The following is a 26,834-nucleotide window of genomic DNA, read 5'->3' as shown; positions in this document are numbered from 1 at the left end:
TCTACAGTAAGGTCTTAAATATTTCATTACCTGGAATTAAATCTGGCAATTGTCAGTTATTTCCATTTTCCCAGTCTTTTCTTCCGGTTTATCCGGAGAGTTACTAAAAAAAGAATTTCCATTACCACAAACCTTTGTCCATTCTCTCTGCTCATTTGAGGAAACCGATGAACCAGGGTGTAACTCTTTGGCGGCCCATTTTGCTTTTTCCATACTGCTTTTTCCATTCTGTAAAATAGGCATTAATTCAAAAAGTAATTGAATTGTCATTTTAGCGTTTTTCACTTCCTTGTAGTCATTTTGTTGGTAGATGTGATTTTGATTGTCAATGAGCGGATTACCGTGTTCTAAATAATTACGGTATTCTCTCCAATGTGGATAATCTTTTACAATCAACGGACAAGACGCAAACTCAGGATAAGTATGCAAGGTTTCTAAATGCTGCAATGCTTGGCCTAAATTATATTCAATGGCATCGTTTAATTGTGGATCGGCAACGAAACGGCTCGACAACGTTCCTCTACCTTTCTGCACATGGTATTTATCCCAATCGTTCAGTGTTTTAAACGGTAGAGAGGGAATTAGGTATCCTACTTCAATTAAAAATTGTTCAATGTTTTGTAATGCCTCAATGGCTGCTTCCACGCGTTTCAAAGGATTTAATAAATGCTCTTTTTTAACAGGTTCTTGTAAATATTTTGCCAGTTTCCTGAAACCTTGAAGTCCTTTGAATTTAGCTTCCTTTTCAGCTTCCTTGCTCTCGCTAGCAGCTTTTTCATCCAACCGTTTCTTTTCTCGATCAGCCAAAGTCAGCGCGGGTTTCTCAGTAGCTTTATCCAGGGTGGTAATTAATTCTTTATAACTTTTATCACCCATAACTTTTTTGGGGAAACATTTTAAAATTTCTCCTCTCTCTTTTTTGGAGATTGTTTGAATATATCCTTGAAAGATTTTAGTGCACATATCGACAATTGCAGGAGGCGCATTATACAAAATTAATGTATCTATAAAATCTTTTTCTTCCCGTGACAATTTCTGTTCTATTGGCTTAACCACTTCTTGTTTCGAGTTGTTATTATTTTCCTGCGCCGGATGGGTGAGGTCGTGCTTTAAAATTTGTTGCCAGTAAGCGTTAACATCATAAGGATATGATCCAATACATTGTTGTCTTAAGGTTAATAAAACTATCAGTCTTTCTGATAATTCAATCATGTCTTTATCGAATATCTGTTGCAACCACTCCTTATCTTGCAAAAACTGACTAAGTCTGTGTTTTAAATCTTTTTCATCTTGATGAGTAATTGAGTCTCGAATAGTAATAAATGCACGCCAGTCGGTAGTTGGGTCCAAATCCATTAAAAGTTTGGAGAAATGTTTACCCGTCATCAACTCGCCTAGCATCTGCAATCGACGCAACCCAGCATGAAGAGGCATGTTTTTGGAAATAGTGAACATCACAGGTTGAAATAATTTTACTTTAAGCGCACCAGATTCTGTTGTAATCGGTAACTTAATTCGGGCATGACTGCTGTTAACCAGATTAATCAATTTAATAAGACTTAAAAGATCATTACAATAACTGACAAGGAACTTGGTGACAGGTAACTTTACATGAGGTAAATCCTCTGGCTTTCCTGGCTTAATTTGAGTCAATAGCACTTCTTTGAAAAAATCTCTTAACGCAGGCAAGTCCCTTTCGATAATACTTTGAGCCGCAAGAGCGATTATTTCCTGTGTATCACTGACCTCACCTAGAAATTGAAGGATACCTGAAAAGAAAGGAGCTAATTTTTCCCGAGAAATAAGTGAGAAAGGTATCCGAGCTTCTTTATGTTCCGATGGCTCAATCATCAACCCGCCTAAATGTTCGAAAGTAAGCCAACTAAATCCAGGTGTATCGAATGATTTGGCAAATTTTATTCTTAGTTCAGGTGACAAATTTTGTATTAGCTCACACATTTTTGTTAATAGAATACGATTTTGTTCATCTCGTTTATCGAGTATTAATTGACGAGCTAAACTTGATAATTTTTTAGTTTTTGTAAGTCTGGAGTCAAAAGTCTGATGATTGATGAGAAAGTCAATCACTTTGAGAATAAAGGATATTCTTTGGATATCATTTTGTAATTCCCCTTGGTTCTTTCTTATGAGCGCTTGATAGGTCTCTAAAAACTCAGGATGGTAATCATTTTCAAAAGTTCGCACTGTTTTGTTATTTTTTAGTGCCATGTCATACATGGCTTTTTCATCAACAAAACCAGAGGCAACAAGAAGGCAATACAAATTAATGTTGGATTTATCAACTGCAACTCTTAACAAACTGACTGGATATAATCCTGTATTGATACCAAGTCCTTCAACCCAAAGAAGTAATATTTTAATCAGCTTTAAGGTTTCATGGGACTCAAGATCACACTCGCAACAGGCTCGATAAAGCGCCTTAGAAAAATCATGATTTTTTAGCAAAGACAAAATATCTTGACCGCATTTTATCTTGTCGAATGATACTTTCTTTATTTCTGAAAAAAAATCTTCATACATGGGGTTCTACCTTTTAAATAAAATAAAAAAAAGGTGGTAGCTTATAGAGCAAACATTAAGGGGATATTAATTAAGACTGTCTTTAAAGGATGTACATAATCACAGTGGACTACAAACATTTACTTTTGTAATTGGGTCTAAGTCGATAATTTGTGGAAAACCCTGAATTTAAAGATGAAAAAACAGGAGATAAAAAAAAATTTATTCTTATTGGTTAAACTTATTCAAGCGATATTCTTAGGCAATTAACGGGAAATGCCACAGGATAAAACACAATTAACAAAATGAAAAATAATGATTTTTTAAATATATCCACAGTATTTCCGGCTCTAATAATAAAAAACAAATTTTTAAACTTTGTTTTATAATTATTACGCGCGCAGTTTTATCAAGGCGACTTGGCTCCTCAACGTTTGACAGCCGGTGTAAAGTTTTCTATCATTGCCAACCTTAAAAATTTAATTAACAACAGGTTCATCATGAAACGCACATTCCAACCCAGTAATTTAAAACGCAAACGCGATCATGGTTTTCGTCAACGTATGTCAACTCGCGGTGGCCGATTAGTGTTAAAACGTCGTCGTGCTAAAGGACGCAAACGTTTATCTGCTTAAGTGAGTTGTTTTGATAGAACACGGCGATTACTTAAAAAAAGTGATTACGATTACGTGTTTGCTCAAGCAAAGAAAGTGGTAACCTCAGAGTTCATTATTTTATATCGGAACAATTCTCTGGGGTATGCCAGGCTGGGGTTAGCATTATCAAAAAAAATGATCCCAAAAGCGCATGATCGAAATCGCTTAAAACGCTTGTTGCGTGAAACGTTCCGTGTGAAACAATTGCCCGCTATTGATGTGGTTGTTTTAGCAAGACCAGGCGTAGCAAAAGTGGAAAATACAACAGTAAATACCAAATTAGGTAAAACATGGGACAAATTAATCGCTTTATCCGCAACTTGATTTGCTTGCCTATAGTGTTGTATCAAGTATTGTTGCGTCCTGTCATGAAACCTTGTTGTCGATATTACCCTAGTTGCTCCCAGTATGCCCTTATCGCTATTAAGCATTTTGGTATTTTGAAAGGAGGATGGTTGACTTGTCGTCGATTATTACGCTGTCATCCTTGGGCTGCTGGAGGTTATGACCCTGTACTACCTAACGAAGAGAAACCCTGATGGATATACGACGTGTAGTTCTGTATGCAGCCCTGGCGCTGGTTGTTTACTCCCTGTGGATGAATTGGCAAAAAGATTATCCACCTGCCCCAACTAAAATTTCCACCGACGCAACTCCGGTACCTACGAAGAGTGATAGTTTACTGCCTACAATGCAAGATAACTCAGCAGCAAAACCTCAAACCTCAGCAACAAGTAGTGACGTAACCAATAAAACAACATCTGAAGCAATTCAGGTAAAAACAGATGTTTTGAACTTACGTATAGGCTTGGCACAGGGTGATATCATTACCGCTCAGCTATTGGATTACCCGGTTAGCATTGAGGAAAAAGATAAACCAATAACTATCTTGCAAGATCAAGCTAATCAACGTTATGTAGCAAACAGCAGCTTATTTGTAACAACAGGACAAGAAGTAAAAAATATTCACTTCGATTTCTCAAGTGCTCAGCAAAAATACACCCTGTCAGAAGGAGAAAATACGCTTACGGTTACTTTAGATGGTAAAACTACAGATGGTCTAAATGTAAAAAAACAATTTATATTTACCCGTGGCAGCTACCTTATTGAGGTTAAATACCTGATTGATAATCAGGGTACAACCCCTTGGCAAGGTTATATGAATACCCAATTGCTACGTACTTCTCCACAAGAAGATAAATCCAGCATATTCCATGTTGGGTCTTATACTGGCGCTTCTTATTCTAATCCGGGTCAACATCGCTACCAAAAAGTTACGTTCCCCAATATGGCAAAAAGTAATTTAGATGTGAATGCCAAAGGTGGATGGATAGCCATGCAACAACATTATTTCTTAAGTGCATGGATTCCGAATTCTGATAGTAAGAACATGTTTTATACCCGTGCTGTAAATGATGATTATACTATCGGTGCCGTAACACAACCTATTACTGTCGATGCTGGCGCTCAGAAGGAAGTCGGCTCTAAACTCTATGTGGGACCTGAGATTACGAGTCAGCTGAAAGCTATTGCTCCAGGACTGGATTTAACAGTTGATTATGGTTGGTTATGGTTCCTATCCTCGATATTGTTTTCTGTAATGAAGGCAATTTACTCGTTTGTTGGGAATTGGGGATGGTCCATTGTTTTAGTGACAGTTCTTATCAAACTGGCTTTTTATCGCTTATCTGCCAGTAGCTACAAGTCCATGGCTGGTATGCGTAAACTACAACCAAAGCTTCAGGCCCTACGTGAGCGTTATGGGGATGACAAAGCTAAAATGAGCCAGGCCACCATGGAGTTATACCGCCAGGAAAAGGTAAATCCTTTAGGTGGTTGCTTGCCAATTATTATTCAAATCCCTGTTTTCATCGCTCTTTATTGGGTATTGCTTGAAAGTGTTGAATTACGACAAGCACCCTTTATTTTCTGGATAAAAGATTTGGCTGCTGCTGATCCTTACCATGTGTTACCCATTATCATGGGAGGAACTATGCTAATTCAGCAAAAACTGAACCCTGCACCTCCAGATCCGATGCAGGCTAAACTAATGATGTTTTTGCCGATACTCTTTACGGCTTTATTCTGGAATTTCCCGGCAGGTTTGGTGCTATACTGGATAGTGAATAATACCTTGTCGATTCTTCAACAATGGTATATCACTCGTAAATACAGTGATGATAAACCTAAACAAACTTTTATACCTGCAAAATAAATGCATAGTGATACTATCGTAGCGATCGCTACTCCATCGGGACGAGGTGGAGTTGGGATCGCTCGTCTTTCTGGGCCGCTTTCTTATTCTATCGCTTTAATTCTAAGCGGTAATAAATCAATAACACCCCGTGTAGCCAATTATTGTACCTTTAAAAATCATAATGATGAGATCATCGATTCAGGTTTACTAATTTATTTCAAAGCGCCACATTCGTTCACTGGTGAAGATGTGGTTGAGTTTCAGGTTCACGGTTCACCGTTAGTATTGGACAACCTGCTTAGAGAATGTGTAATTGCTGGGGCCAGACTAGCTCGTCCTGGAGAATTTTCGGAGCGTGCTTTTTTAAATGATAAAATGGATTTAACACAAGCAGAGGCTATTGCCGATTTGATTCAGGCAAGTTCTCAAACCGCTGCCCGCTTGGCGATTCGTTCGTTGCAAGGTGATTTCTCTAATAAAATTCATGCATTAAATGAGCAAATTATTCATTTACGGCTATTCGTTGAAGCGGCAATAGATTTTCCAGAAGAGGAGATAGATTTTCTGAATGATGGCAAAGTGGCAACTATGCTGTCGTCAATTTTAGAAAACCTGGCGGCAATTCGTGCGAGTGCGTCTCAAGGTGCTATTCTTCGAGAAGGATTGGCTATTGTCATTGCCGGTCGACCTAATGCCGGAAAATCTACTCTCATTAATTGTTTGGCAGGAAGGGATGTTGCCATCGTTACCGATATTGCCGGGACAACTCGAGATGTTATGCGGGAAAATATTTTACTCGAAGATATTCCTCTCCACCTCGTTGATACGGCAGGTCTTAGAGAAAGTGATGATCTGGTTGAGCGTGAAGGGATTAAACGCGCATGGCAAGAGGTTAGTCGTGCTGATTGTGTTGTCATGGTGATTGATATTAAGCAAAAGGAAGCAAGCCTGGATTTAAGCGATGAGATTCGCCAGGCATTACCAGAAGGTGTCCCCGTGATTCAGGTAATTAACAAAATTGATTCCCTTGGGCAATCTCCCAAAAAGGATGCACATACCATTTATTTATCGGCAAAAACTGGCGAGGGGGTTGAGCTACTCAAAGAAAAAATCAAAGAAGTCGTTGGCTATCAACCTACCGAAGGACAATTCTTGGCAAGACGTCGCCATCTACAAGCGCTTGATAATGCAAAAGAATTATTACTCGCTGGACAAAATCAATTATCCAGTCATAGAGCCGGTGAACTGTTAGCTGAGGATTTAAGGTTAGCTCATCAGGTACTTTGTGAAATTACTGGTGAATTCACCTCGGATGATCTGTTAGGTAGAATTTTTTCCAGCTTTTGTATTGGTAAATAAGACGTGATTACCCTAAACGCCAGTGTGTCGTGGCTTATTCATGGCTTTTATGGCCCCGTGGACGTAGACTTTAAGATGACATGGCAAGTCGATTTTAAAATAAAATGTTAACACCCTGTTCCAAAAGGCGTGGTGGTTTTAGTCTCTTCTTTATATTCCTGTTCGGATTGCAAGTCTGAGTTGGGCAATTCCTGGGGAGTCTCTTCTACGTTAACAAACTCATCAGCAACGTCATCTGCATTTCGTGTTAATTCACCTTTTTTGGGTGGTGTCACCATAGAAACTCCTTTTGCCTTAAACAAGCGTACTACATTGCTATCACTCAGTATTTTCTCATTAGCAAATTCATCCACTTCATCCTGTACAGTAGTAGGCTTAACAGAGGAAGATGCTTTTGCTGTAGCATTATCTTTTGTATCCGAATTAAACGTTTCTTTAATAGCTTGAAAAGTTGTTATTGGCGACGTTATTGTACGTAACGCTAAATAAGCCCCCTTGAATAAACCTTGCATTCCATTAGCCAGAAGCATTAATCCGCTGCGAAGATATTGAGTGAATAAATTAGTAGGAGCCCAATTTATAAGGCTGTTTTTTAAAAAATTAGCAGTTTCTGAGAGCGCATTGAAGGTAAACTCAACAGGACGTCTTAGCAGATTAATCAGGGGTTGGACAATAAATCGCAGACTTACGAAATAAATTATTTTCTGAGAAGTTTTTCCTTCCGCGGGCCAACCAAGAAAATAATGTTGAAATTTTAGCGCCTTTCTCTGCGCGTCGCTTTGAAGCGGCATCACTGTATCTTGCCAGGCTTTTTTTATAAAACTGGTGAAACTACTATTCACCTTGTCAGGAGAAATAGCGATAAGACGTTGTGCGGCTTCATTCACAGGATTTTTTGTCTTATTGAGTAGACTGTTTCGAGTAATAGGGTTGCCTTCTTCAATTAATTTTTTACAGGCAAGTATATTTGCCACATTATGGTAGCCACAGGATACCCCATCAAAAAAAGATTGTGTGCCCAAAGCATGATGAAAAGCCTTCGCTCCTGCTAGCGGAAGCGTTGTTTTAGGAAAGGGGTTTAATGCGCGTAACAATCCTAAAACTAATGTCCAAGGTCCTCCTTTTCCAGAAAAAAAACGTTGGGCATTACTTGCTTTAGGGTCATAAAGGTTAATTGTTTGGTGATCGGCACTAACATGCGCAGTGATAATATGTTGTTCAGTAGCTCCCTGTCCCGTTAAGCCAAGCAGTAACTGTTTTCCTGGAAAATGATTTTTTAAATGAGGTAATAACTCTTCAAAATTATTGGCAGCAAGAGGAGAGGTTATAATAATTAAATCAGTCTCGGGATGAGTATGGAATTTAAAGGGGTTGCTCGGTACACCCTCACCAAACTGATTAGAGGTAACGATATTAATTCCGTCCAAATATTGAGCAAACAAATCCTCCGTTTCATAATTATTAAGAACCTTATACCCAGGCATGGGATACTCCACATAACACTTATAGTTTTATTGTAATGGTTGCAGATTAACAAAAGATTAATTTGTACAAAATTTAATAAAAAAATTGAAGCAAGCTAACGAGGCAAGAAAGCAGTGATTATTTTAATAATTGTTCTGAACAAAGCAAAGTGCAAGAAATAAATACAAAAAACTCTTGTTTGCCTAGGTGGAGAGTGGTAAGTTTACATTTTTATCGCTCTGCGCAATTTTTTTTGATGGATTAAATTATGGCTGAATCGGCTTACAAAAAGCATTATGAGGTGTTTTTAACAGATAAATATGAAAAACTAGCTTTATTTGCACCCAAAGCCGAAAATGGATCTCCTCTAGCGCAAATCCCCCCCCAAAAAAAGCAAGAATTACTTGAATTAGCTGAGCAAGAAGCAAAGAAACATGATTATGGATTTTTAGCCACCAATAAGCTGTTAATTGAGCAAGAGTTTAGTCAGCAATTTGCAACGCTTAAACACCGTGGACTGGATAGTAATGAGTTTCATTTTTATTGTTACTACTGTTGCACGATGTTAAAACTCTATTATGAAATTTATGAACAAGAAGCCAAAGTAAAGGATTATAACGAATTACTCGCTGAGCTGAATACATTCTGTTTGGACGGAAAAATTCCTAAAGCAGCAATTAATTTAGATGGATTTTTCACAAAAATAGGTAAACAAATTGCGGCGGATTTGACTGAATTAATTAATACTCCTAAAAAGCTGTCAAAAATAAGAGATAAGGTAGCCCTCTCTAATTTAAATCGAATTTATTGGTATTTTTGCCGGACAACGATTAAAAATACATTAATCCTTGCCAGAGATCTAAAATGGCTGGAAAAATTAGGCAATGTGTTAGGCAAAGAAGTCAATGTTGATGATATTGTTCATACGCTGGAAACTCCCAACGGTGTTTTACGCTTTTTAAGTGTAGGTTTTTTTGCTGTGCGTTTTATAATGAATGCAGGAATGTTGCTAAAACATGTCTTAAAGCCTTCCCCAAAAGAAAAGCAATTGGATTGGACCAAGCGTTTTACCAATGAAATGTATAAGCGTCATGCCACATTTTTAAATGATATTGTTTGGGGTACTGTGAATTGCTTAACAAATTACAATGAAGCTTTTGGCATTTCTGCACCCGTTGCTGGTTGGGTTGTTGCTGGGTTTATGTTTTTTGACGTTTGTCTGATTTTATGGCGGCGTCACTTGGAGGAAAAGGAGTACCTTACTAAACGATCCCAATATGTGAATGAGTTGGAAGATCTAACTAGCCGGTTACTAGGGGAACTTAGCTTAGATGAACGGAAAAAACTAGACCTCCATTATATTGTCACTAAAGAACAGTTAGATCGGCTTGAATTAAGCTGGAAAGCGACCAGTGCTACTTATTTATTTAATGCAACGGCGGCCTTTCTCTTGATGGCTGGTTTTTCTGCATCCATGTTGTTTACACCGGCTGTTGCTGTTCTTGGTTGTTATATGCTTTGTACCTTTGCAGTGGCCATGTATTTATCAGATGGCGCCTATAAAGAATATAAAGAAAAAAGTCTTTGGCTTGAGCATGCACAACTTCTCAATAAAGGTGAAATGGCAGCGTATAAAGAATATAAAACAGCACGAGTTGATTTTATTTTAACCCTGGCTAAAAATGCCATTATGCCAACCTTGTTTATTACAACCCTTGCAATTTGCTGGCAGGCTGCACTGGTGTTAGCTATAGCTTATGTGGGCACTGAGATTTATCGTTCTTATAGCAAACATACCGAGGAGCAAAAGAAGGTTGCGGAACAAGAATATCCAGCTCTGACTCCTTGCTAAATTTTTGTAGCGAAATATTGTTACACAGTAAATTACTTTAATTTGCTGTGTAGGCCGAGTATGCTATACCACTATAATCCATCACCAAGATCATGATGAATAGTGATGTCGATGCAATTGTTATTGGCGGGGGACCTGCCGGAGCAACTACCGCCTTATTATTGGCCCGTTTTGGTTGGTCAGTAGCTCTTATCGAGAAAAAAAGTTTTCCGCGTACCAAAGTATGTGGAGAATTCATTTCTGCAACCAGCTTTCCCTTATTATCTGAATTGGGTCTTAGTGAATTCTATCTTCAGCATGCAGGTCCCTCTGTTACACGAGTTGGCTGGTTTGGTGCCGAAAAAATGTTAATGACAACCATGCCACCGGTTGAACATTCAGACAGTAAATGGGGTAGAGCGCTAGGTCGAGAACAATTGGACACAGCTCTCCTTCTTCAAGCTATTAAGGCTGGAGTGCATGTTTGGCAACCTTGGACAGCACAGACAATCATTGATAAAAAAGACTCTTTTACTTGCATACTCGAAACAAAAGAAAAATGTACGGAGCTCTCTGCGCGTACAGTAATTATTGCACAAGGATCGTGGGAAAAACCTGTTATAAGAATGCGGGAAACAGCCCATAAAAATTCCGATTTATTGGCATTTAAAACACATTTTCAGGCAACTACCCTAGACCAGGATTTAATGTCACTCCTTTCTTTTCCGGGAGGTTATGGTGGTTTAGTGCATAGCGATAGCAATCGGGTATCACTTTCTTGCTGCATTCGTCGTGATGTGTTGCAGAAACTTCGCTTGGAGAAGCCAGGGCTACAAGCAAGTGATGTTGTCTTGAATCATATTCTTTCAACGTGTAAAGGCGCTCAAAATGTATTAGGGACGGCAAGGCGGGAAGAGTCTTGGTTATCCGTGGGACCATTGCACCCCGGGATTCGACGATGTTATGACAATGGTCTGTTTTTTGTGGGCAATATTGCGGGTGAAGCACATCCTATTATCGCTGAGGGAATTAGTATGGCAATGCAATCAGGTTGGTTATTGGCCACGTCCTTAATCAACGGTCCGACCTTAACTCGAGATGATTTGATTCAAGTGGGTTATCGTTACAGTAAAAAATGGCATAAACAATTTGCAAGTCGAATCTATGCCGCAGCATTTTTTGCTCATCTTACGTCTCGCAGAGCTGGGATGAAGGTTTTACTCCCTTTAGTCGCGCGCTTCCCAGGATTATTGACATTTGGGGCTACATTAAGTGGAAAGAACAAAACTCTGCCATCATTTCCTTAAAATAAGTTGCCAACGAAAAGGCCAACACCACTTAAGGTGATAATTAGCAATATTGGCTTTTGCCAATAGCGTCTTCCATTCGGCACGAGTGAAACCACGTTTTATAGAAATTAATCCATCATGAGTGATTAATCGATTACGAAATAACCATGGACTAATGAAGGCATAAAGCCAATAAGCAAGCCAATGACGATGCAAATCATTAATAATCACGACTTGCTTTGCGTGGTTATACGATTGCTGTAGAAAAAGAACCAATTCTTCATCGCTTAAATGATGACAAAGTAAGGTAGCAAGCAAAATATCAAAATTATTATTGCTTATGCTGTATTCAAAATGTTCTGTCTGAAACGATAAATGCGAGGAAGGATTTTTAGTTTGCCATTCCTTAAGCGCCTTTTGTGCATCAACAATGGCTTCTTCGTTAATATCAATGCCAAGCATTCGCATTTCAGGAAAATGTTGACTTAAATTTAATAAAAATAATCCGCCACCACAGCCAATATCAAGTAAAGTTGCTTGTTTCGGGTGACGTTTAAGCAATTTTCTAGTGCTACGAAAAATTCCCAACACTTTGTTAACTTGAAATAACTTTTTTAGGCAATCTTTATACTCGGCCTGATTATAAAAATCAGGCCCAAGATCGATAAGTTCCTTTTCCTGTGAGCGCTTGATCATATTTATTGAGTGTCATTATCTAACAATAATTTGTCCTCGCATCCCCAAACCAAACAAGGTGTGATGAGTGCAGATATAGCTATAATTACCCGATTTTGTAAATCGATAACTAAAGCTAGCACCAGGTGCTATATCTCCTGAGTAAAATCCACCTGCTTTACTCTTAACGGTATGGATATCTTTTCCCTTATTAAGCCAAATGACCTGCGTTCCAACAGGAACGGTAAGCGTTTTTGGAGAAAAGAAATCTTCTTTCATGACAACTCTTGATATAGGCTCTTTGGCCTTAGAAGCTGAAACCGTAAGCATTAAAAAAATGGCGAGTAAGGGTAAAAAATAAGATTGTGCTTTCATAGAAACTTCCCTGTTTATCAGTCGTGATTATATACCACAAAGTAATTTATTAACTGATGAAATTGCTTTGCTCACTGTAAAAAATTAAGCCTCAGGATACATGGCATTAATCGCCGCAATATCTTTTTCACTCAGATGATTACGCTGACCAATTTCAACACCATCTACTAAAGGAATAATAGTTTTTTGACCATTCTTGGTGAATGAATAAGGACCATAATGCATAATGGATTGGTAGTCATACTCACCAAAATCTTTGCCATCACTAAGATGTTGATCAAAATTATATTTGTGATCGTCTTCAATATTTTCCCACACAATACGAATGAAATTAGCGCGATCGGCTCTTGATTGTTCGTGCCATAACCCCAGTGCATGGCCAATTTCATGAACTGTATTCATTGTGGTACATCGAGGAGACAAGTTAATCGCTTGTCGTCCGCCCTCTTTCCCTACATAAGAGGAGCAGGTAGTACCTTCAGCCGGTACAAAAGAAATATAATCAGGGTATTGGGAGCGATTTTTACTCGTTAATTCAATGAATTCGACATTTGTTTTTTCTTGCCAATGATGAATAGCTTGCATCACTGCAAGTTTGTTTCTAAAAGGTAAGTCTTCATCAATTTCAAAAGGAACAACACCGTTGGGCCATCTGCTTCCGCCCATTTTTAAGGTAATAATGGCCGTTTTATGAGATAAATCGGCAAGAATGATATCTCCTTCACTGACAGCAAAGCCATTCTGCTCCTCATAAATAACAGGCCTAACACCAAAAACAGGATCATTAATCATTAATTTTCCAAAGGTGGTCCCCAGACAGTTAGTAAACGACAGGGTTAAAAACGAAAAACAAAGGACTCGATTCATGCTCTACCCCTTCTTATAGTGATAAAACGATTTTAAAATCATTCTATCTGAATAAAATTTACTTTTAAAAGAGGGCTAAGAGTTTATTTTAAAATAAAGCCAATACTAGGGATAACATATTCGACTTACATCTAAGCCCATTTTTTTTATTTTCTGAATTAATATTGGCAGTGCTTTTACTGTTGTTGAACGGTTTTCGGATTCACTAGTTCCATCATGCATGGTAATTTCACTTTGTGGTGCAATAAGGCTGAGCGTAGTATTGACAATACTATTGGCATCCGTGTGTTTCCAATCCGTAGAATCTATTTCCACTTTTATAATTACCATACCCTGCTCTTCAATATATTTTTGTACTGTGGGTGTAATTTTATTAAATGCAGGTCGATAACAAATTGGCGATTTACCAATAATTTTCTCGATAATTTTTTTACAGCCAAGAACCTCTGATTCAACTTGTTCTTTGGTTGCTGTTGTAAGATCAAGATGGTTTACCCCATGACAGGCAATTGCATTACCCTCTTTATAGGCCTTAAGGACTAATTCGGGATATCGTTCAGCATTTTTACCCAAGACAAAAAAGGTTGCATAGACATCATTTTGTTGCAATATACTAAGAATTTCAGAGGTATAAGGAGGAGTTGGGCCATCATCGAAGGATAGTGCTACTGAATTAGGATTAACTTTATAAGGATTGTGGGTATTGTCTTTCCAAATAAAATGCATTGCTATAGCCCATAGAATGAGAATAATAAATACAAGCCATAACATCCGATCTACCATTTTTACTCCTACAATTATTCCTTTTTAGTTCCCCATTTTCTTCTTCCCAGGAAATAAGAAAAATAGCCATGAATTGCGGCAGGAACCATAATAAATGGCTGATAGAGGAATAGAAAAATTACATAACCTAGCATATTTCTTCTAACTGACAGTTTCCTTTTAACAAATTCTTTTCTATTTCTCCAAAAAAATACAAAGTTATTAAGTAATATTAGCGGAACTACACTGACTGTCATTGGTCCAGCAATAAAATAATAACCAAAACATGCAGCAACAACGCCTGGCAAAAATATAAAACCATAACCTAAATCTACAATTGGAATCAGTAAATTCCACCAAATGAAGAGAGTCGAAAACTCTTTCCGAAGCAATAGTCCGGGATGAGAAGAAAGAGCCTCCAACATCCCCTGTGACCAACGGCTTCTTTGTAAAAATAGTTTTTTATAATTTGAGGGAACAAAGGTAAATGAAAACGCCGACTCACAAAATCCTGTTCGATAACCTTTTTTGAGAATTGCCCACGTCAGAACAATGTCCTCACCTACGCTCTTTGGCCATCCCCCCGCTTCAATCACCGCACTTTTACGATAAACAGAGAAGGCTCCCTGGGCAACTAAAGTGGATTGAAATAAACTCTGTATTCTTTTTTGTGATATAAATTCGTTAAAATAATTCCATTCTTGAACTTTAGTCAGGATATTAGTACGAGAATTTCTCACACAAACACTGCCCGCAACCGCAGCAGTATCCGGCAAACTAGATAACAAATGCGCTACAATGCTTTTTATCGCGTCAGGTAAGAGATATGTATCAGCATCAATTGTGACAAGTAACTCATTTTTGGCTTTATTTAAACCTGCATTCAAGGCCGCTGCTTTTCCTTGATGAGGCACTTCTAAAACAACCAGATTTGGCAGTTTAATGGCTTTTAAACGTGCCATAGTATTATCGGTAGAGCCGTCATCAATGATGATAATCTCAACCTCACCCGGGTATTCTTGTTTTGTCAAAGAGAATACTGTATCAACAATGCAGTCTTCTTCGTTGTATGCTGCTACTAAAACAGATACCCCAGGATATTCCGTGATCGTTTTTGATTCTGGACGTGTATCAATAAGAAATCCCACTAGAGTAAAGGCGTACCAAAAACTGGGAATAATCGCGATAACCGTAATGGCAATTGCAGCAAATATCAGGGTGACATGATCTGATAATTGGATAATCCATGGCACATTAATTAACGTTACAACAAAAAGCCAACAGACTCCAAAAAAACATGTCAGGATAAATTTTTGTTTGACTGTTAAAAGCCTTCTTTTTCTTTGTGGTTCTTGCTCTGGCATATTGTTGAATTCCTGCATGTTCTTCACCTTAATCAAAAGAGAATGTCAGTGAAGCTAAAAGCTCGTGGAATCGATAGTCTTCTGAATCAACAAAAGCAGATGCTTGCTGATAATTACCATATTGAATATCAAAAAATATACATCTATTAATTGGCCCTCTTAATCCAAGTCGATAGAACCAGGACGGAGCAGTTCCTGTAGCTGCCTCTGAATTAGGTTTAATGGATTGTGTCCCATACCCTCCTTCTGCAAAAGCTCGCCACGTTATACCAAGCTGGTGACTTATTCCTAAGATGTAAAGCTTATTCTTATACTCATCGGGGCTAAAATAGAAGGGTGACTGAAATTTGCTTGAATAATCTCTTATTCGATATCCTGCATAAACACCCATCGTTGGTAAAAAAGTAACAGCACCATTGAAATAATAACCATCGCGAGTATTTTGATCACTAAAACTCAACCGATAGCGATTAGCCACTATATTGACATAAGGTAAGGGTTGTAACACAGCACCAAGGGTATACGAATGTAAGAAAATATGATTACTAAGCGCAGTAAACCCTTCAATTAATTCCTCTCGTATCGTTGTATTGACGGTCAGAATATCATCAGGAATAAAAGTACCGGTAAAACCCCATAAAACTGGATCCCAATGATTAAGTGTAGTCGGTGTAACTTCTCCCTCAAAAGCCAAGTAACGTGAAGGATTCCATGTTTGATTAAAAAGTAGTGATCTCCCATCAATCTTTGCACCACTTTGGGCATATTTTATATAAGTAAGTGCCACATTGGATTGCCAAGATTGAGACCAATATCGCCTGGCACGTAAGGTTTCACGTTGAATAGTAAAATCCTCTGAATCTTTAAATGAATAGATCTCCGGCTTCAGTTGATAGGGTGCGGTTTGTAGACATAATAACCATTCGATGTTTTTTAGATCGCGATATAAATGAGTCCCTGGTTTAATTTCATTAAGAATAGGTCGATATTTAGCATATAACTGTTTTGCAATATCTCCTTGTCCCGTCCAAAGTGTCGTTTGTAATGCAACGATTATCATATGGGGAGATGTAAATTGGATATTCCATGGAATTTCGTCAAGCGCTGTGTATATCCTTCCACGATAAGCCAGACTTTTTATCAGGCCCGCTTTTGCCAGTTCATAATCCTCTAGGTTTAAAGGATAGGTTAATAAAAGTCGATAAGTTATCGTTGCACGTACATATTGATCTAACCACATTTGCATGCTGCCAACGCCCGTTAAAGCTTCGCGTTGATCCTCGCGATTGTTACTTACTAATGCTACCTGATAGGCATATTTATAAAAATTTAATGCTTGATAAGGGTGGTTCATTGCAATCATGCTTTTTGCTGCAAGTATGTAATACATCGGCTGATTGAATTGCTTAATAAGAGGCAGTATTAATTGATATGCCTTCAATCCTTCTCCACTACCAATGTAACCATAGATTGTCTGTAATAATTTTTCATGAGCTATCTGCTTCTTTAGCGCATAGGCTTTTTTAATTCCTTTTTGGGCAAGTAATCTATCGTTTGCTGTTAATTTCAAATGCAAAATTTGGGAGTAAGTTTTGATTGCCTTTTCTGGTTGCCGTAATACTAACTGCATGCGAGCAATTCCAAACAAGGCAAACTTTTGAATTACCTCAATATTCTCTTTTTTTGCCAAAGAATAGGCCTGCTGATAATAACTTAATGCAGAATCAGGCTGCTCAATTAGGGCTTTGGCATGTGCTGTCAGAAGATAAACGATAGCCGTTTTGTGAGTAGCCAATAGTGGTGTTAGCAACTTTAAGGCTTTTTGCCCCGCTTCTTTATCAATAAGCGCTTGAATCTTTGATATTTCTTGATCAGGAACTGCTTCAAAATAAGTAAGCTTAGTACGTTTTAATCCTTCCTCGGCAACTTTTCGATCCGCTTCACTTAAATTCATTGAAAGTAGTTGCTTGTAAATTTTTTCTGCTTCTTTCATGTCGCGTAGCGCCAGGCGCATCCGCGCAATGGCAAATAAGGCAATTCGTTGGTAGGTAATATTGTTTTCCAATTTTGCATATTGAATAGTTTGTTGATAGTAATCAATGGCATTTTGCGGTTGCTGCAAATTTGCTTGTATATCACCTGCAAGCAAATAGACTGTTGATAAATGGTATTTTAATAAGGGCTGAATAAGTTGCGAAGCCTCCCTGCTCTTTTTTTGAAGTAAAAGATCGCGAATTTCTTGCAGTTTTAATTCAATTTGTAAGAGATTGATTTGTTGTGTGCCTTTAAAAAAAAGTTGTTGTTCAGCCGAATTAAGTGGCATAGTCAGCAGCTGATCATAAGTCTCTTTGGCCTCATCAATCTTTTTTAAAGCCAGTTGCATTCTGGCAATGGCAAATAATGCAATCCTTTCATGGGTGCTATTTTTTTCTGCTTGAGCCAACTGGAGTGCTTGCTGATAATATTGTAGCGCTTGCTCAGGCTTTTCTAATAACGCTAAGCTATTCCCAGCTATCAGATACACAATTGATAGTTTCTGATTTAAAAGTGGTTTGATAAGTTGATACGCTTGTTCACCCTTTCCAAGGGTAATGTATTTCTCCGCTTTTTGGATTTGTTCATTAAATTCTTGTTTTTTTAGTAATTCGCTACTTCTCTTTAGGCCAACTTCAAGAGTCTTTCGGTCCCTGGGCGATAAATTATATTTTAATAATTCTTGATAGTAATCATATGCGGCTCGCGCATTTTTCAAGGCAAGCGCTGTTCTTGCAAGTCCAAACAAAACCCGCTTGTTGTAGGCCATAGGCCCTATTTCTTTGGAAAGAGCATAGGCTTTTTCATAGTAATAAAATGCAAATTCTGGTTTTTGTTGGGCAGAATAGGATTCTGCGATAAGGATATAGACATTAAAATTAGGCTGTTCACTTGATAAGTGAAGAAGGATATCTACGGCTTGTTGATGCTTTTGGTGCTGGATTAAGTCTTGAGCTTTTTGATATTGCTGCCAATAGGAGGTCTCAGGCTGTTGTGAGTAAGCCTGAAACATGGATAGTGTTCCCAGTATAAAGGCAGATATAATTGCAAATAATTTGACTTCTTGTCGGTTGTTCATCCTGGAAGCGAACTTAAAATAGTGTTAAATAATATTGATATCTATTAGGCTACCACATCTAATTCTCTTTAAAACCATTCTTCTTTTAATTTAATGACAGTTCGATTGTTTTTTATCGATTGAGACATAACAAAATTGTTTAATTATCAACTCAATTTCCTTGTGATTGGTTGGTGGCTTTCCTCCAACCAGCCATAGATTGATATGAATTGGAAGAGATTTTTGCGGAATGCGTTTATTATAATCAGGGGGAGCAAATAGCCAATTAAATATTGGGTACCGGTAGTCTTGATGATGTCCAAAACCACTTTGATAAAAAATCTTATTTCTTTCCCAAGTAAAGCCGTGAGTTGAGTAATCGCCATCCAGGTTTATCGAAAATGATAGGACAGTTTTATTAGGGGCAAGTATTGCAGGCCAAACAGTATAGGATATATTTGAAGCTGTTGGTTCAGTCGCGGCCCATTTTGAGAATTCAATATCAATTTCATTGGTACCATCCGGTCCACCATCTTTAGTTGGGTAATTAAATAATCCAAAAACAACATTGGGGTCCAAATTATCTACTTTACCAATGGTATAAAACCAGTATTGTCCAAAACCAAGTTTCGTTGTAGTAAAAATTTCAGCGCAATACCACTTACCATTGATGTTAGTTATTTTTAAATGCAACCACCCGTTGGAATCAACCCATACATTGTTACTCGCCCAATTATTTGCACCCACACCGCCAAAACCTTCCCGTGTCTCCCAGGTTAAATTTGAAAACTCTATCGTTTTTGCATAGCTATGGAAGCATCCCAACAATAAAGTTAAATAAACAAAGGATGCAGCAATGCGTTTTGTCATTATCAAATTCCTTGGCAGAGGCATTATGCGGATTTTGATGGCTAATCTAAACCATCATTCTTCACCCAAAATTTCATTGAGCAGAGCAATGTAGTTTTCATCATATCGCTGTTTTTTTCCCAGGTAGGATTCAACAAATAAGAATAGTGCTGCTTTTTTTGTCTCCGGAGGCTTTCCTTTCTGAAGTTCAAGCCCTAAAGTCAATGCCGCATTTAACGCTGCCATATGCTCAATAACTTCCTTAATTTGCAGGCTTTGCTCATCGAGTGTACGCGTTTTCATCTGCTCGATTTTACCTGCTAAATTTTCGATACTCTCTTTGAACAGCGATTTATAGTGAAAGTCTTGCGGTATTTCATTAAACAACTGCCAAAGATAGGTGATAACAATTTCATCCACATTAAATTTATGGATATCTCTTAATGTTTGCATCCACAAGGTAAAATGAGTTCCTTCCCAATTCTCACAAACAATGCAATCCCGCAGCAAACGAGGTAAGGAAGAGAAGCTTTCTATCGTGCCATTTCCAGCTAAAATATCAATGCAATGATGAATGTTTTCCACCGAACGCTTGGCGGTAAAATATTTATTTAAATTAGCCAAAGTTCTTAATAAAAGTTGCTGCTCTTTCGCTTGCTCTGCCGGGGGAACTCTATCAAGCTCATCCTGGCGATAAACCATATTAAAAATACTAGCTAGCATCGCGGTATTTTCTGCCTTGATGTGTGCCAACGTTTCTTTTACCAATGGGTAATCAATAATCGCATGTTGGAACGCTTGTCGGTTATCAGCATAATAATAAGCAATTTGATAGGCTCGCCTTGCCATGCCAAGCACCGAAAAAGCATTAAATACTCGTGATAAGTGCAAAACATTTTCCATGACCAGATGAATTCCTTTATTCATCTCTCCCATTGGGTAAGCGAGGGCACCGTCAAAATCAATTTCACCGGTTGCCAAAGACCGAGTTCCAATTTTTTGCTTTAACCGTCGCAACTTGTAATTATTTTGTTCTCCATTTGCCAAGCGACTGGGAACTAAAAACAATCCTAATCCCTTGGTTCCAGATATTTGACTATCATAACGTGCGGTTAATAAAATCAAATCGGCATTGGCATTTGAACAAAACCATTTTTCTCCAACAATCCGCCATTGCTGGTACTCATCCTGATAAGCATGTGTGGCATTTAAGCCTACATCAGAGCCACCCTGAATTTCAGTTAAAAATTGGGCGCCGGTATAATTATTAGTAAAAGAAGGTTCCGTCAATTTCTTAAGATAAAACGGTGTTTCTTTTAACTGAGAATAATTATTTAAAATACGTATAATCCCTGCCGAACAAGCAATAGGACAGTTATGCCCTGCTTCGCCCGTATGGGAAGACAGTAAGAATAAACTTAAAGTTTTACGCATTTGCCCGGGCTTAAGCAGATAATGCATTAAACCGGAGCCATAAATAATATCGCCAGCCGCAATGTAAGAAGGATGATGAAGCACCTTGTCACGCCGCCGCCCAATTGCATCATAGTGTTCAACTCTGGGCAAATTAGCATCAAGGTTATTTTCCATGACAACCGGTTCTAATTCATTGACGACTTTTTTGGAAAAATTGCTGAGTTCCTGTAAAAATTCGGGCTCTGCAGAGAAGTAGCTTTGGTAGGTATGCATCAAACAAGAGTTCGATAATAAGATGTTTTCCTGCAGCTGACTTTGCCATTTGGCAAAATAGTCTCTGGTGTGTTGGTAGGAATCTAACTCTCGCATCCTTGTCTCCGGTATTCGCTTTTGTCCTTTTGTTTTCATCATACCTAATAGTGCTTAAAAAGACACTTAAATGCTGGCTTCATTTTGTTGTCTATAAATAATAACCCGTTTATCCATTACTGCATGCCATAGCGGAGGAATGAGGGCGAGAATAATCATGCCAAGATATCCTGAAGGTAGTTGAGGGCTTTCTTCGTGATGTTTGAGCAGTTGATAAGGACGAGCTCCATGCGCATGATGGTCGGAATGTCTTTGTAGATGGTAAAGTAAGGCATTACTTAACCAATGGTTAGCATTCCATGAATGGCGATAAGAAACGCGCTCATAATGTCCATTCGGCAGTTTTTTTCGCTCAAGACCATAATGTTCAACATAATTGACAATTTCTAAAACAACAAAGGCAACAACGGCTTGGCCTAAGAAAAAGAATAGCGCAGTCCATCCACCATAGAGAAAACACGCTGTTGCAATGGCAACAGGAGCTCCGATAATCCACCAGAATTGATTGTGATAACTGAAGAGAGAATAGTCTTTTTGAGCCAACCGTTTTTTTTCTAGATGGAGTGCTGATTTAAAGGAGCCAATGATAGTGCGCGGTAAAAATTGATAAAGATTTTCTCCGAAACGAGCAGAGGCTGAATCTTCGGGTGTTGCGACCTTCACATGATGGCCTCTAACGTGCTCGATAAAAAAATGGCCATAACAGACAGTGGATAATAAAATTTTACTCATGATTTGCTGAAATGCGTTATTTTTATGCATTAACTCGTGCGCAAGATTAATACCCCCTCCACCTGTAATTAAACCGACAGATAAAGTAAAACCAAGCCATTCATACCAATGCAATGGATAGTGACTAACGATAATAATGCTTGTCAATAATAGAATTATCTGTAAAGGGACATAGAATAAAACCGCGTTAATAAAGAAACGATCTTGTAGCAAGAGAGATTCCTGAGAGGTGGTCGGATTGTTAGGGTCAGTTATAAAATAATCAATAAGAGGAATGACGGCAAAGAGAATGGCAACTGTTATAAAGTTATAAATACCCCCCACCCAAAAACCCAAAAGTGGTAGAGGAATAAATAAATATAACAATAAAAAACGTAACTTCTTTGACCACGACATAAAGCCCTCTCCTCTATAACTAACTATAGTTAATTTTTTAGGATAATGCGTTAAAATGTATTAACTCAAGCCCCCCTCTAATCAATTACGTAAGGATACAGCATGAAGATAATTTGTTCATAAAGGCTATTTATTTGTTTTATCACCATTTTTTTATTCTCTGCCGCCTATGCCAAAAAGCCCGTATGGATTTTTTCTCCTCAAAGCCCAACGTCTGTATCAGTTACAGCGAATAGTACTGCAAGTATTCGGTATAAGGTAACCAATCTGTCCACGACAACACATACCTTGGTAATGGCTCCGATAACTGGAATTCAGCAAATTACCTCCAAAGGTTACTGTCAAAAACAATTTAGGTTGGCTCATAATGAGTCGTGTATTCTTAATCTGCGAGTTATCGGACGCGCTATGTCAAGAAACATAGTGAGAGGGCCTAATGTTTGCAATCAGCTAAGTCCCTTAGAGTGTTATGAGCCAGGTGTTGACGATATTCTCAAAATTACTCTTGTCGTAGAGCAACTTTCAAGCATTGTTTCAACATTGGCATTAAAAACCAGGGGGATCACGCGCATTATTACTATTTATAATAGAAACTGCAACCAATGTAACTTATCGCATATCGTCGGCCTTACCAGTAGGAACTACAATTACGCCGGCGAGTTGCGGCGATATTTTACCCGGTAGAAGTTGTGTTTTAAGGATTAAACCGGGAGCATCACCAAGTGCAGCACCTGGGAATGTGAATCCAACTCCGATTACTTTGACTATCCAGGGTGATGATACCAATACTATCCAGCCAACCATAAATATTTTGACGTATGGCAGTGTTTATCAATCAGGGTAAGTATTTGCCATTGATGATACGACTCCCAATACACGTAGCATCAGTGGAAAAGTGGCCGCCTTGCAAAATCAGGCGACTTTTTTAGTGGATGGACGTTATTGGAGTGCGAATAATAGTGGTAATCCGGTTTTTGATGCTATACCCGGAATCCATCAAGATTCATTTCGTCCACCAAGTGTTTGTAATGGTGCTACCGAGGGCGCCTGCAATACTAACGTAATTGTGTCTTACTATTCACCACCGCAAACTAATCCGGCGGTTAATTTAACATTTTATGGCGCTGGGCTTTGTAAGGCGACTATTGGCGGCTATTCAGATTGGTATTTACCAGCCATTTGCGAAATGGGTTACGATAATGCTGCTCAAAACACCGGTTGCGGTATCCCGCCAGCACCACCCACACTTCAAAATATGCAAACGAATCTGGTTGACAATGGGAATATTGGAGGACTTTCTGGTCCTTATTGGAGTTCTACAGAGAGCTCTCGAGGAATAACTCAAAATACCGATGCCTGGGATCAGTTTTTTGATGTTGGAGGGAATAGCTTCCAGGATGATGATAAGGATGGACCAATTTCAATCCGTTGTGTTCGAGTAATTACGAATTAAACATCCTTTATAACAACGCTGATATTGCAAAAATTAATGCTCTGACAGGAGCATTAATTTTTATCTTGCAATTCCAATGCTAACTTATAAAGCTCATTCTTGTTTCCTTTAGTCAGCAAGGCAGCTAATTTTACCGCTTGTTTCAGAGGTAATTCTTTTAGCAAAATAGTTAGGATTTCCTCTTCTTGTGTGTTTGTTGTCTCTTGTAATTTAGGGGGTAATAAAAGAACAAACTCTCCTTTACAGTGAGCGCTATCTTCTTGTAGCCAGGATTTTATCGTATTTCCCGAACCCTGGATAAAACGTTCGAAAGTTTTGGTTAATTCCTTCGCGAGGACAAACTCATAATCAGCGCCATAACTATCGATAATGTCGTTAATACAGTCATTTATGCGGTGTGTTGACTCATAGAAAATCAAAGTATATTCACTGTGGGAAAGTTCAGTCAGTTTATTTTTTCTAGCGGTTGATTTGGCGGGTAAAAAACCTATAAAAGTAAAGCTGTCGCAAGGAATTCCGGCTGCACATAATGCAGTGATAAGCGCACAAGGGCCGGGAATAGGTACAACGGGAATGTTTTTCTCGCGAGCAAGTTTGACTAAGGGATAGCCTGGATCGCTAATTAAAGGCGTTCCCGCGTCACTAATTAAAGCAAACGATTGCCCTTGCTCCAAAGCTTCAATAATGTGCTGGCTTTTTTCAGCTTCATTGTGGGCGTGAAGCGAAGACAATGGCTTTTGAATTCCGAGTGAAGTCAGTAATTGCAAAGAGTGTCGAGTATCTTCGGCAAGAATATTATCAACCCCTTTCAGGGTATTAAGTGCTCTTATACTGATATCATCACGGTTGCCAATGGGTGTAGCAACGATATAAAGAGTGCCTGGAGTAGTTGCTGAAGTTTTTACCATAGTTTATTCTATTGCGTTCCTGCGATTAGGATATTCTTCATGTTAGCAAAGTCACTTCTAAAAATAATCTCATTGCTGGCTACAGCGATATTACTTTCACAATGTACAAAGGTTGCTGAAAATCAAGCACAGACGCCTCGTATAAATCAGAAAGCTACCACACCTTATAGTATGCCTGCTTCGGCTTATCTCGCCCTGGCTAAAAATCAGGGTGGAGAGGAAAAACAGAACCTGTTGATCATGGCCGCCGGACGTCAAATTTATGATGGGCAATGGCAAGATGGGCTTAGTACTTTAGCTCAAACGGGTGATTATCTTTCACCAGTGCTAATATCAGAAAAAAGCATTTTACTTGCAAAAACCGATATACTGCGTCAGCAACCGAAGGCGGCAATTGCCAAACTGTCGGGGGTGCGTGACATTAACAGCTTACCCGAATTTTATCAAGTTCAATACCATGAAATTTTAGCGGGCGCCTATGAGTCCGTTGGTAATGCAAACGAGGCAGTTACTGAGCGTATAAAATTAGAGCGATTATTACCTGATGATACTGCTCGTGCTAATAATAGTCGCATTTTATGGCTTACCTTAACCAAATTACCTTTAGCTGAATTAAATACTCTTGCTGTTGAAGCGAAGGAAGGTTCTGATGTGCAGGGATGGATGAAATTAGCATTAATTGCACGGCAAAACTCAGGTAATAATTCAGAAGTCTTATCACAGGTTGAGGCTTGGCAAGCTCAATATCCTTCTCATCCAGCCAACAGTATTTTACCTGCTTCACTTTCTGCCATTAAGCCTTATTTAAATCGTACCCCACGGCGCATGGCATTATTACTCCCTTTAAGCGGTCCCTTAGCCGGTCCTGGTGGGGCTATTCGTGACGGATTCATGGCTGCTGCCAATACGTCAGGAAATAATGCAGATATTCGTCTTTATGACACGGCAAAAGGTGATGTTTCTTCGTTATACCTTCAGGCTCTGGATGAAGGGGCTGAGTACGTGGTAGGGCCTTTAAGCAAAGCGGAGGTTTCTCGTGTAGCAACGATGGAGCACCCAGTACCTACCTTACTTCTCAATGATATGGAAACTGATTTAGATACCAATGCTTATCGCTTTGGGCTATCCCCTAGTAATGAAGCAACTCAAGTGGCGATAAAAGCGAGTCTAACTGGACATAAGCGAGCGTTAATTATTTCACCCGCAGGTGGCTGGGGAGATGAAATTGTTGATGCATTTACTTCACAGTGGCGTAATTCAGGCGGTATTGTTGCCGATAAACTTAGCTATGCAAACAATAGTGATCTCAATGTTGCTATCCGAGGGTTGTTACGAGTAACTGACAGTCAAAGTCGGGAAAAGCAAATTAAGCAGTTATTAGGACAAAACATTCAAGTCGTGCCTAGTCGTCGTCAGGATTTTGATATGATATTTTTGCTCGCTTATCCTTCAAAAGCTCGACAGATTATGCCCCTGCTTAAGTATTATTTCGCCGGAAATGTCCCTGTGTACGCAACCTCAACTGTATACAGCGGTAGTACAAACGCAATGAAGGACAAAGATTTAGATGGCATTATCTTTTGTGATATGCCTTGGGTATTTACCCATCAAATGGGAAGTAGAAACTGGCCTGAGCAACTCAATAGTTACAATAGACTTTATGCCCTGGGTATGGATAGCTTCGCATTGGGTAGTCAGTTAAATCAATTATTGCTTTTCCCTGCAATGGGTATTCATGATAAAAGTGGCGTTCTTTATTTAAATCGCTCGCAACAAGTTGCCCGTGTACCTGCCTGGGGACAATTTAAAGGGGGGGTTGCTGTAGCGATGACAGCAACCTCCTAGCTAATCTCTCCCTTATAATAGGGAGGGCTCATGAAACCTCGCACTTAAGGAAAAAAATGTCTACAAGACAGCAAGGATTGGCAATTGAACGACAGGCTCAGACTTATCTTGTAGCCCAGGGATTAAAATGGATAAGAAGCAATTACCAATGTCGTCTTGGCGAAATTGATTTAATTATGCAAGATGGAATTTATCTAGTATTCGTTGAAGTGCGTGCGCGTACTTCTGCTGCATTTGGTGGAGCGGCTGCCAGCGTGACGTATAGGAAGCGGCAAAAAATTATCAAAGCGGCGTCCTATTATTTGATGGTTAATAATTTAACAGACAAACAACCCTCGCGCTTTGATGTGTTAAGTTTTGAAGGTGAAATACGACAAGTCAATTGGATAAAAAATGCTTTTGGACTTGATTTTTAA

Annotated in this window: 23 protein-coding genes; 10 read left to right on the top strand and 13 right to left on the bottom strand. The window is 38.7% G+C overall.

From position 1 onward, the window contains the following. Positions 1-36 precede the first annotated feature (36 nt). A complete protein-coding gene (locus tag LHA_RS15185) occupies positions 37-2,541 on the bottom strand; it encodes a hypothetical protein (protein WP_045107296.1) in 2,505 nt (834 codons plus the stop codon). A gap of 479 nt (positions 2,542-3,020) precedes the next feature. Between LHA_RS15185 and rpmH the strand changes: the two genes are divergently transcribed. The 5 genes from rpmH to mnmE are packed head-to-tail and all read left to right on the top strand — an operon-like array spanning position 3,021 to position 6,732. Next, on the top strand, positions 3,021-3,155 hold the full coding sequence (gene rpmH / locus LHA_RS15180; protein ID WP_028372496.1) for a 50S ribosomal protein L34: 135 nt from the start codon (positions 3,021-3,023) through the stop codon (positions 3,153-3,155). After that, positions 3,156-3,500 carry a ribonuclease P protein component gene (gene rnpA / locus LHA_RS15175; protein WP_045107295.1) on the top strand — a complete coding sequence of 115 codons (345 nt, stop codon included), beginning with the start codon at positions 3,156-3,158 and terminating at the stop codon, positions 3,498-3,500. It abuts the gene before it with no gap. Continuing rightward, positions 3,467-3,715: a membrane protein insertion efficiency factor YidD gene (yidD, locus tag LHA_RS16700; RefSeq protein ID WP_082060377.1), complete on the top strand. Its 249-nt coding sequence runs from the start codon at positions 3,467-3,469 to the stop codon at positions 3,713-3,715. The genes rnpA and yidD overlap by 34 nt, the downstream gene beginning before the upstream one ends. Further along, entirely contained in the window at positions 3,715-5,391 is a 1,677-nt protein-coding gene (yidC, locus tag LHA_RS15170) for a membrane protein insertase YidC (RefSeq protein ID WP_045107294.1), read from the top strand. The genes yidD and yidC overlap by 1 nt, the downstream gene beginning before the upstream one ends. Then, positions 5,392-6,732: a tRNA uridine-5-carboxymethylaminomethyl(34) synthesis GTPase MnmE gene (mnmE, locus tag LHA_RS15165; RefSeq protein ID WP_045107293.1), complete on the top strand. Its 1,341-nt coding sequence runs from the start codon at positions 5,392-5,394 to the stop codon at positions 6,730-6,732. A gap of 107 nt (positions 6,733-6,839) precedes the next feature. On the opposite strand, the gene LHA_RS15160 is transcribed toward mnmE, so the two are convergent. After that, positions 6,840-8,216: a hypothetical protein gene (locus tag LHA_RS15160; protein WP_045107292.1), complete on the bottom strand. Its 1,377-nt coding sequence runs from the start codon at positions 8,214-8,216 to the stop codon at positions 6,840-6,842. Between the two features lie 248 nt (positions 8,217-8,464). On the opposite strand from LHA_RS15160, the gene LHA_RS15155 reads away from it, so the two are divergent. Further along, entirely contained in the window at positions 8,465-10,048 is a 1,584-nt protein-coding gene (locus LHA_RS15155; protein ID WP_052673746.1) for a hypothetical protein, read from the top strand. Positions 10,049-10,140: 92 nt separating this feature from the next. After that, positions 10,141-11,334 carry an NAD(P)/FAD-dependent oxidoreductase gene (locus LHA_RS15150; protein WP_231861947.1) on the top strand — a complete coding sequence of 398 codons (1,194 nt, stop codon included), beginning with the start codon at positions 10,141-10,143 and terminating at the stop codon, positions 11,332-11,334. On the opposite strand, the gene LHA_RS15145 is transcribed toward LHA_RS15150, so the two are convergent. From LHA_RS15145 to LHA_RS16265, 10 genes are all read right to left on the bottom strand, one after another. Beyond that, positions 11,323-12,012: a methyltransferase gene (locus LHA_RS15145; protein WP_045107290.1), complete on the bottom strand. Its 690-nt coding sequence runs from the start codon at positions 12,010-12,012 to the stop codon at positions 11,323-11,325. The genes LHA_RS15150 and LHA_RS15145 overlap by 12 nt on opposite strands. A 15-nt stretch (positions 12,013-12,027) precedes the next feature. Further along, complete coding sequence (locus LHA_RS15140; RefSeq protein WP_052673745.1) at positions 12,028-12,366, bottom strand: cupredoxin domain-containing protein; 339 nt, start codon at positions 12,364-12,366, stop codon at positions 12,028-12,030. Positions 12,367-12,450: 84 nt separating this feature from the next. Continuing rightward, positions 12,451-13,233, bottom strand: coding sequence for a Dot/Icm T4SS effector Zinc-dependent metalloprotease LegP (gene legP, locus LHA_RS15135; RefSeq protein WP_045107289.1), 783 nt, complete (start codon positions 13,231-13,233; stop codon positions 12,451-12,453). A gap of 105 nt (positions 13,234-13,338) precedes the next feature. Continuing rightward, a complete protein-coding gene (locus tag LHA_RS15130) occupies positions 13,339-14,016 on the bottom strand; it encodes a polysaccharide deacetylase family protein (protein WP_045107288.1) in 678 nt (225 codons plus the stop codon). Positions 14,017-14,030: 14 nt separating this feature from the next. Beyond that, a complete protein-coding gene (locus LHA_RS15125) occupies positions 14,031-15,377 on the bottom strand; it encodes a glycosyltransferase (protein WP_052673744.1) in 1,347 nt (448 codons plus the stop codon). 10 nt (positions 15,378-15,387) lie between these two features. Continuing rightward, the gene (locus LHA_RS15120; RefSeq protein WP_082060376.1) at positions 15,388-18,471 is read right to left on the bottom strand and encodes a tetratricopeptide repeat protein; all 3,084 of its coding nucleotides are present in this window, start codon (positions 18,469-18,471) and stop codon (positions 15,388-15,390) included. Between the two features lie 90 nt (positions 18,472-18,561). Then, positions 18,562-19,320 (bottom strand): glycoside hydrolase family 16 protein, encoded by a 759-nt coding sequence (locus LHA_RS15115; protein WP_045107286.1) that lies wholly within the window; start codon positions 19,318-19,320, stop codon positions 18,562-18,564. 54 nt (positions 19,321-19,374) lie between these two features. Beyond that, positions 19,375-21,126: an acyl-CoA dehydrogenase family protein gene (locus LHA_RS15110; protein ID WP_231861946.1), complete on the bottom strand. Its 1,752-nt coding sequence runs from the start codon at positions 21,124-21,126 to the stop codon at positions 19,375-19,377. Between the two features lie 24 nt (positions 21,127-21,150). Then, positions 21,151-22,212, bottom strand: coding sequence for an alkane 1-monooxygenase (locus tag LHA_RS15105; protein WP_045107284.1), 1,062 nt, complete (start codon positions 22,210-22,212; stop codon positions 21,151-21,153). Positions 22,213-22,821: 609 nt separating this feature from the next. Next, positions 22,822-23,016, bottom strand: coding sequence for a hypothetical protein (locus LHA_RS16265; RefSeq protein WP_052673743.1), 195 nt, complete (start codon positions 23,014-23,016; stop codon positions 22,822-22,824). A 91-nt stretch (positions 23,017-23,107) separates the two neighbouring features. Here LHA_RS16265 and LHA_RS16260 point away from each other — a divergent pair, with 91 nt between their 5' ends. Next, positions 23,108-23,665, top strand: coding sequence for a DUF1566 domain-containing protein (locus tag LHA_RS16260; RefSeq protein ID WP_052673742.1), 558 nt, complete (start codon positions 23,108-23,110; stop codon positions 23,663-23,665). Between the two features lie 53 nt (positions 23,666-23,718). On the opposite strand, the gene rsmI is transcribed toward LHA_RS16260, so the two are convergent. Further along, on the bottom strand, positions 23,719-24,573 hold the full coding sequence (gene rsmI, locus LHA_RS15095; RefSeq protein WP_045107283.1) for a 16S rRNA (cytidine(1402)-2'-O)-methyltransferase: 855 nt from the start codon (positions 24,571-24,573) through the stop codon (positions 23,719-23,721). Positions 24,574-24,612: 39 nt separating this feature from the next. On the opposite strand from rsmI, the gene LHA_RS15090 reads away from it, so the two are divergent. Together LHA_RS15090 and LHA_RS15085 are read left to right on the top strand one after the other, a co-directional pair. Continuing rightward, positions 24,613-26,418: a penicillin-binding protein activator gene (locus LHA_RS15090; RefSeq protein WP_045107282.1), complete on the top strand. Its 1,806-nt coding sequence runs from the start codon at positions 24,613-24,615 to the stop codon at positions 26,416-26,418. Positions 26,419-26,474: 56 nt separating this feature from the next. Continuing rightward, positions 26,475-26,834, top strand: a complete 360-nt coding sequence (locus LHA_RS15085) for a YraN family protein (protein WP_045107281.1) — start codon at positions 26,475-26,477, stop codon at positions 26,832-26,834.

Source organism: Legionella hackeliae (assembly GCF_000953655.1).
GTDB classification, from domain to species: Bacteria; Pseudomonadota; Gammaproteobacteria; order Legionellales; family Legionellaceae; genus Tatlockia; species Tatlockia hackeliae.
Note: the sequence above shows the minus strand (reverse complement) of the source record. Positions and strands in the feature narration are given on the sequence as shown.

What these genes read in the sequence shown, in the direction of transcription:
- LHA_RS15185 (WP_045107296.1), bottom strand. Translation starts at nt 2,541, where the DNA reads ATGTATGAAGATTTTTTTTCAGAAATAAAGAAAGTATCATTCGACAAG.
- rpmH (WP_028372496.1), top strand. Translation starts at nt 3,021, where the DNA reads ATGAAACGCACATTCCAACCCAGTAATTTAAAACGCAAACGCGATCAT.
- yidD (WP_082060377.1), top strand. Translation starts at nt 3,467, where the DNA reads ATGGGACAAATTAATCGCTTTATCCGCAACTTGATTTGCTTGCCTATA.
- yidC (WP_045107294.1), top strand. Translation starts at nt 3,715, where the DNA reads ATGGATATACGACGTGTAGTTCTGTATGCAGCCCTGGCGCTGGTTGTT.
- mnmE (WP_045107293.1), top strand. Translation starts at nt 5,392, where the DNA reads ATGCATAGTGATACTATCGTAGCGATCGCTACTCCATCGGGACGAGGT.
- LHA_RS15160 (WP_045107292.1), bottom strand. Translation starts at nt 8,216, where the DNA reads ATGCCTGGGTATAAGGTTCTTAATAATTATGAAACGGAGGATTTGTTT.
- LHA_RS15155 (WP_052673746.1), top strand. Translation starts at nt 8,465, where the DNA reads ATGGCTGAATCGGCTTACAAAAAGCATTATGAGGTGTTTTTAACAGAT.
- LHA_RS15150 (WP_231861947.1), top strand. Translation starts at nt 10,141, where the DNA reads ATGATGAATAGTGATGTCGATGCAATTGTTATTGGCGGGGGACCTGCC.
- LHA_RS15145 (WP_045107290.1), bottom strand. Translation starts at nt 12,012, where the DNA reads ATGATCAAGCGCTCACAGGAAAAGGAACTTATCGATCTTGGGCCTGAT.
- LHA_RS15140 (WP_052673745.1), bottom strand. Translation starts at nt 12,366, where the DNA reads ATGAAAGCACAATCTTATTTTTTACCCTTACTCGCCATTTTTTTAATG.
- legP (WP_045107289.1), bottom strand. Translation starts at nt 13,233, where the DNA reads ATGAATCGAGTCCTTTGTTTTTCGTTTTTAACCCTGTCGTTTACTAAC.
- LHA_RS15130 (WP_045107288.1), bottom strand. Translation starts at nt 14,016, where the DNA reads ATGGTAGATCGGATGTTATGGCTTGTATTTATTATTCTCATTCTATGG.
- LHA_RS15125 (WP_052673744.1), bottom strand. Translation starts at nt 15,377, where the DNA reads ATGCAGGAATTCAACAATATGCCAGAGCAAGAACCACAAAGAAAAAGA.
- LHA_RS15120 (WP_082060376.1), bottom strand. Translation starts at nt 18,471, where the DNA reads ATGAACAACCGACAAGAAGTCAAATTATTTGCAATTATATCTGCCTTT.
- LHA_RS15115 (WP_045107286.1), bottom strand. Translation starts at nt 19,320, where the DNA reads ATGACAAAACGCATTGCTGCATCCTTTGTTTATTTAACTTTATTGTTG.
- LHA_RS15110 (WP_231861946.1), bottom strand. Translation starts at nt 21,126, where the DNA reads ATGATGAAAACAAAAGGACAAAAGCGAATACCGGAGACAAGGATGCGA.
- LHA_RS15105 (WP_045107284.1), bottom strand. Translation starts at nt 22,212, where the DNA reads ATGTCGTGGTCAAAGAAGTTACGTTTTTTATTGTTATATTTATTTATT.
- LHA_RS16265 (WP_052673743.1), bottom strand. Translation starts at nt 23,016, where the DNA reads ATGGTTGGCTGGATAGTATTGGTATCATCACCCTGGATAGTCAAAGTA.
- rsmI (WP_045107283.1), bottom strand. Translation starts at nt 24,573, where the DNA reads ATGGTAAAAACTTCAGCAACTACTCCAGGCACTCTTTATATCGTTGCT.
- LHA_RS15090 (WP_045107282.1), top strand. Translation starts at nt 24,613, where the DNA reads ATGTTAGCAAAGTCACTTCTAAAAATAATCTCATTGCTGGCTACAGCG.
- LHA_RS15085 (WP_045107281.1), top strand. Translation starts at nt 26,475, where the DNA reads ATGTCTACAAGACAGCAAGGATTGGCAATTGAACGACAGGCTCAGACT.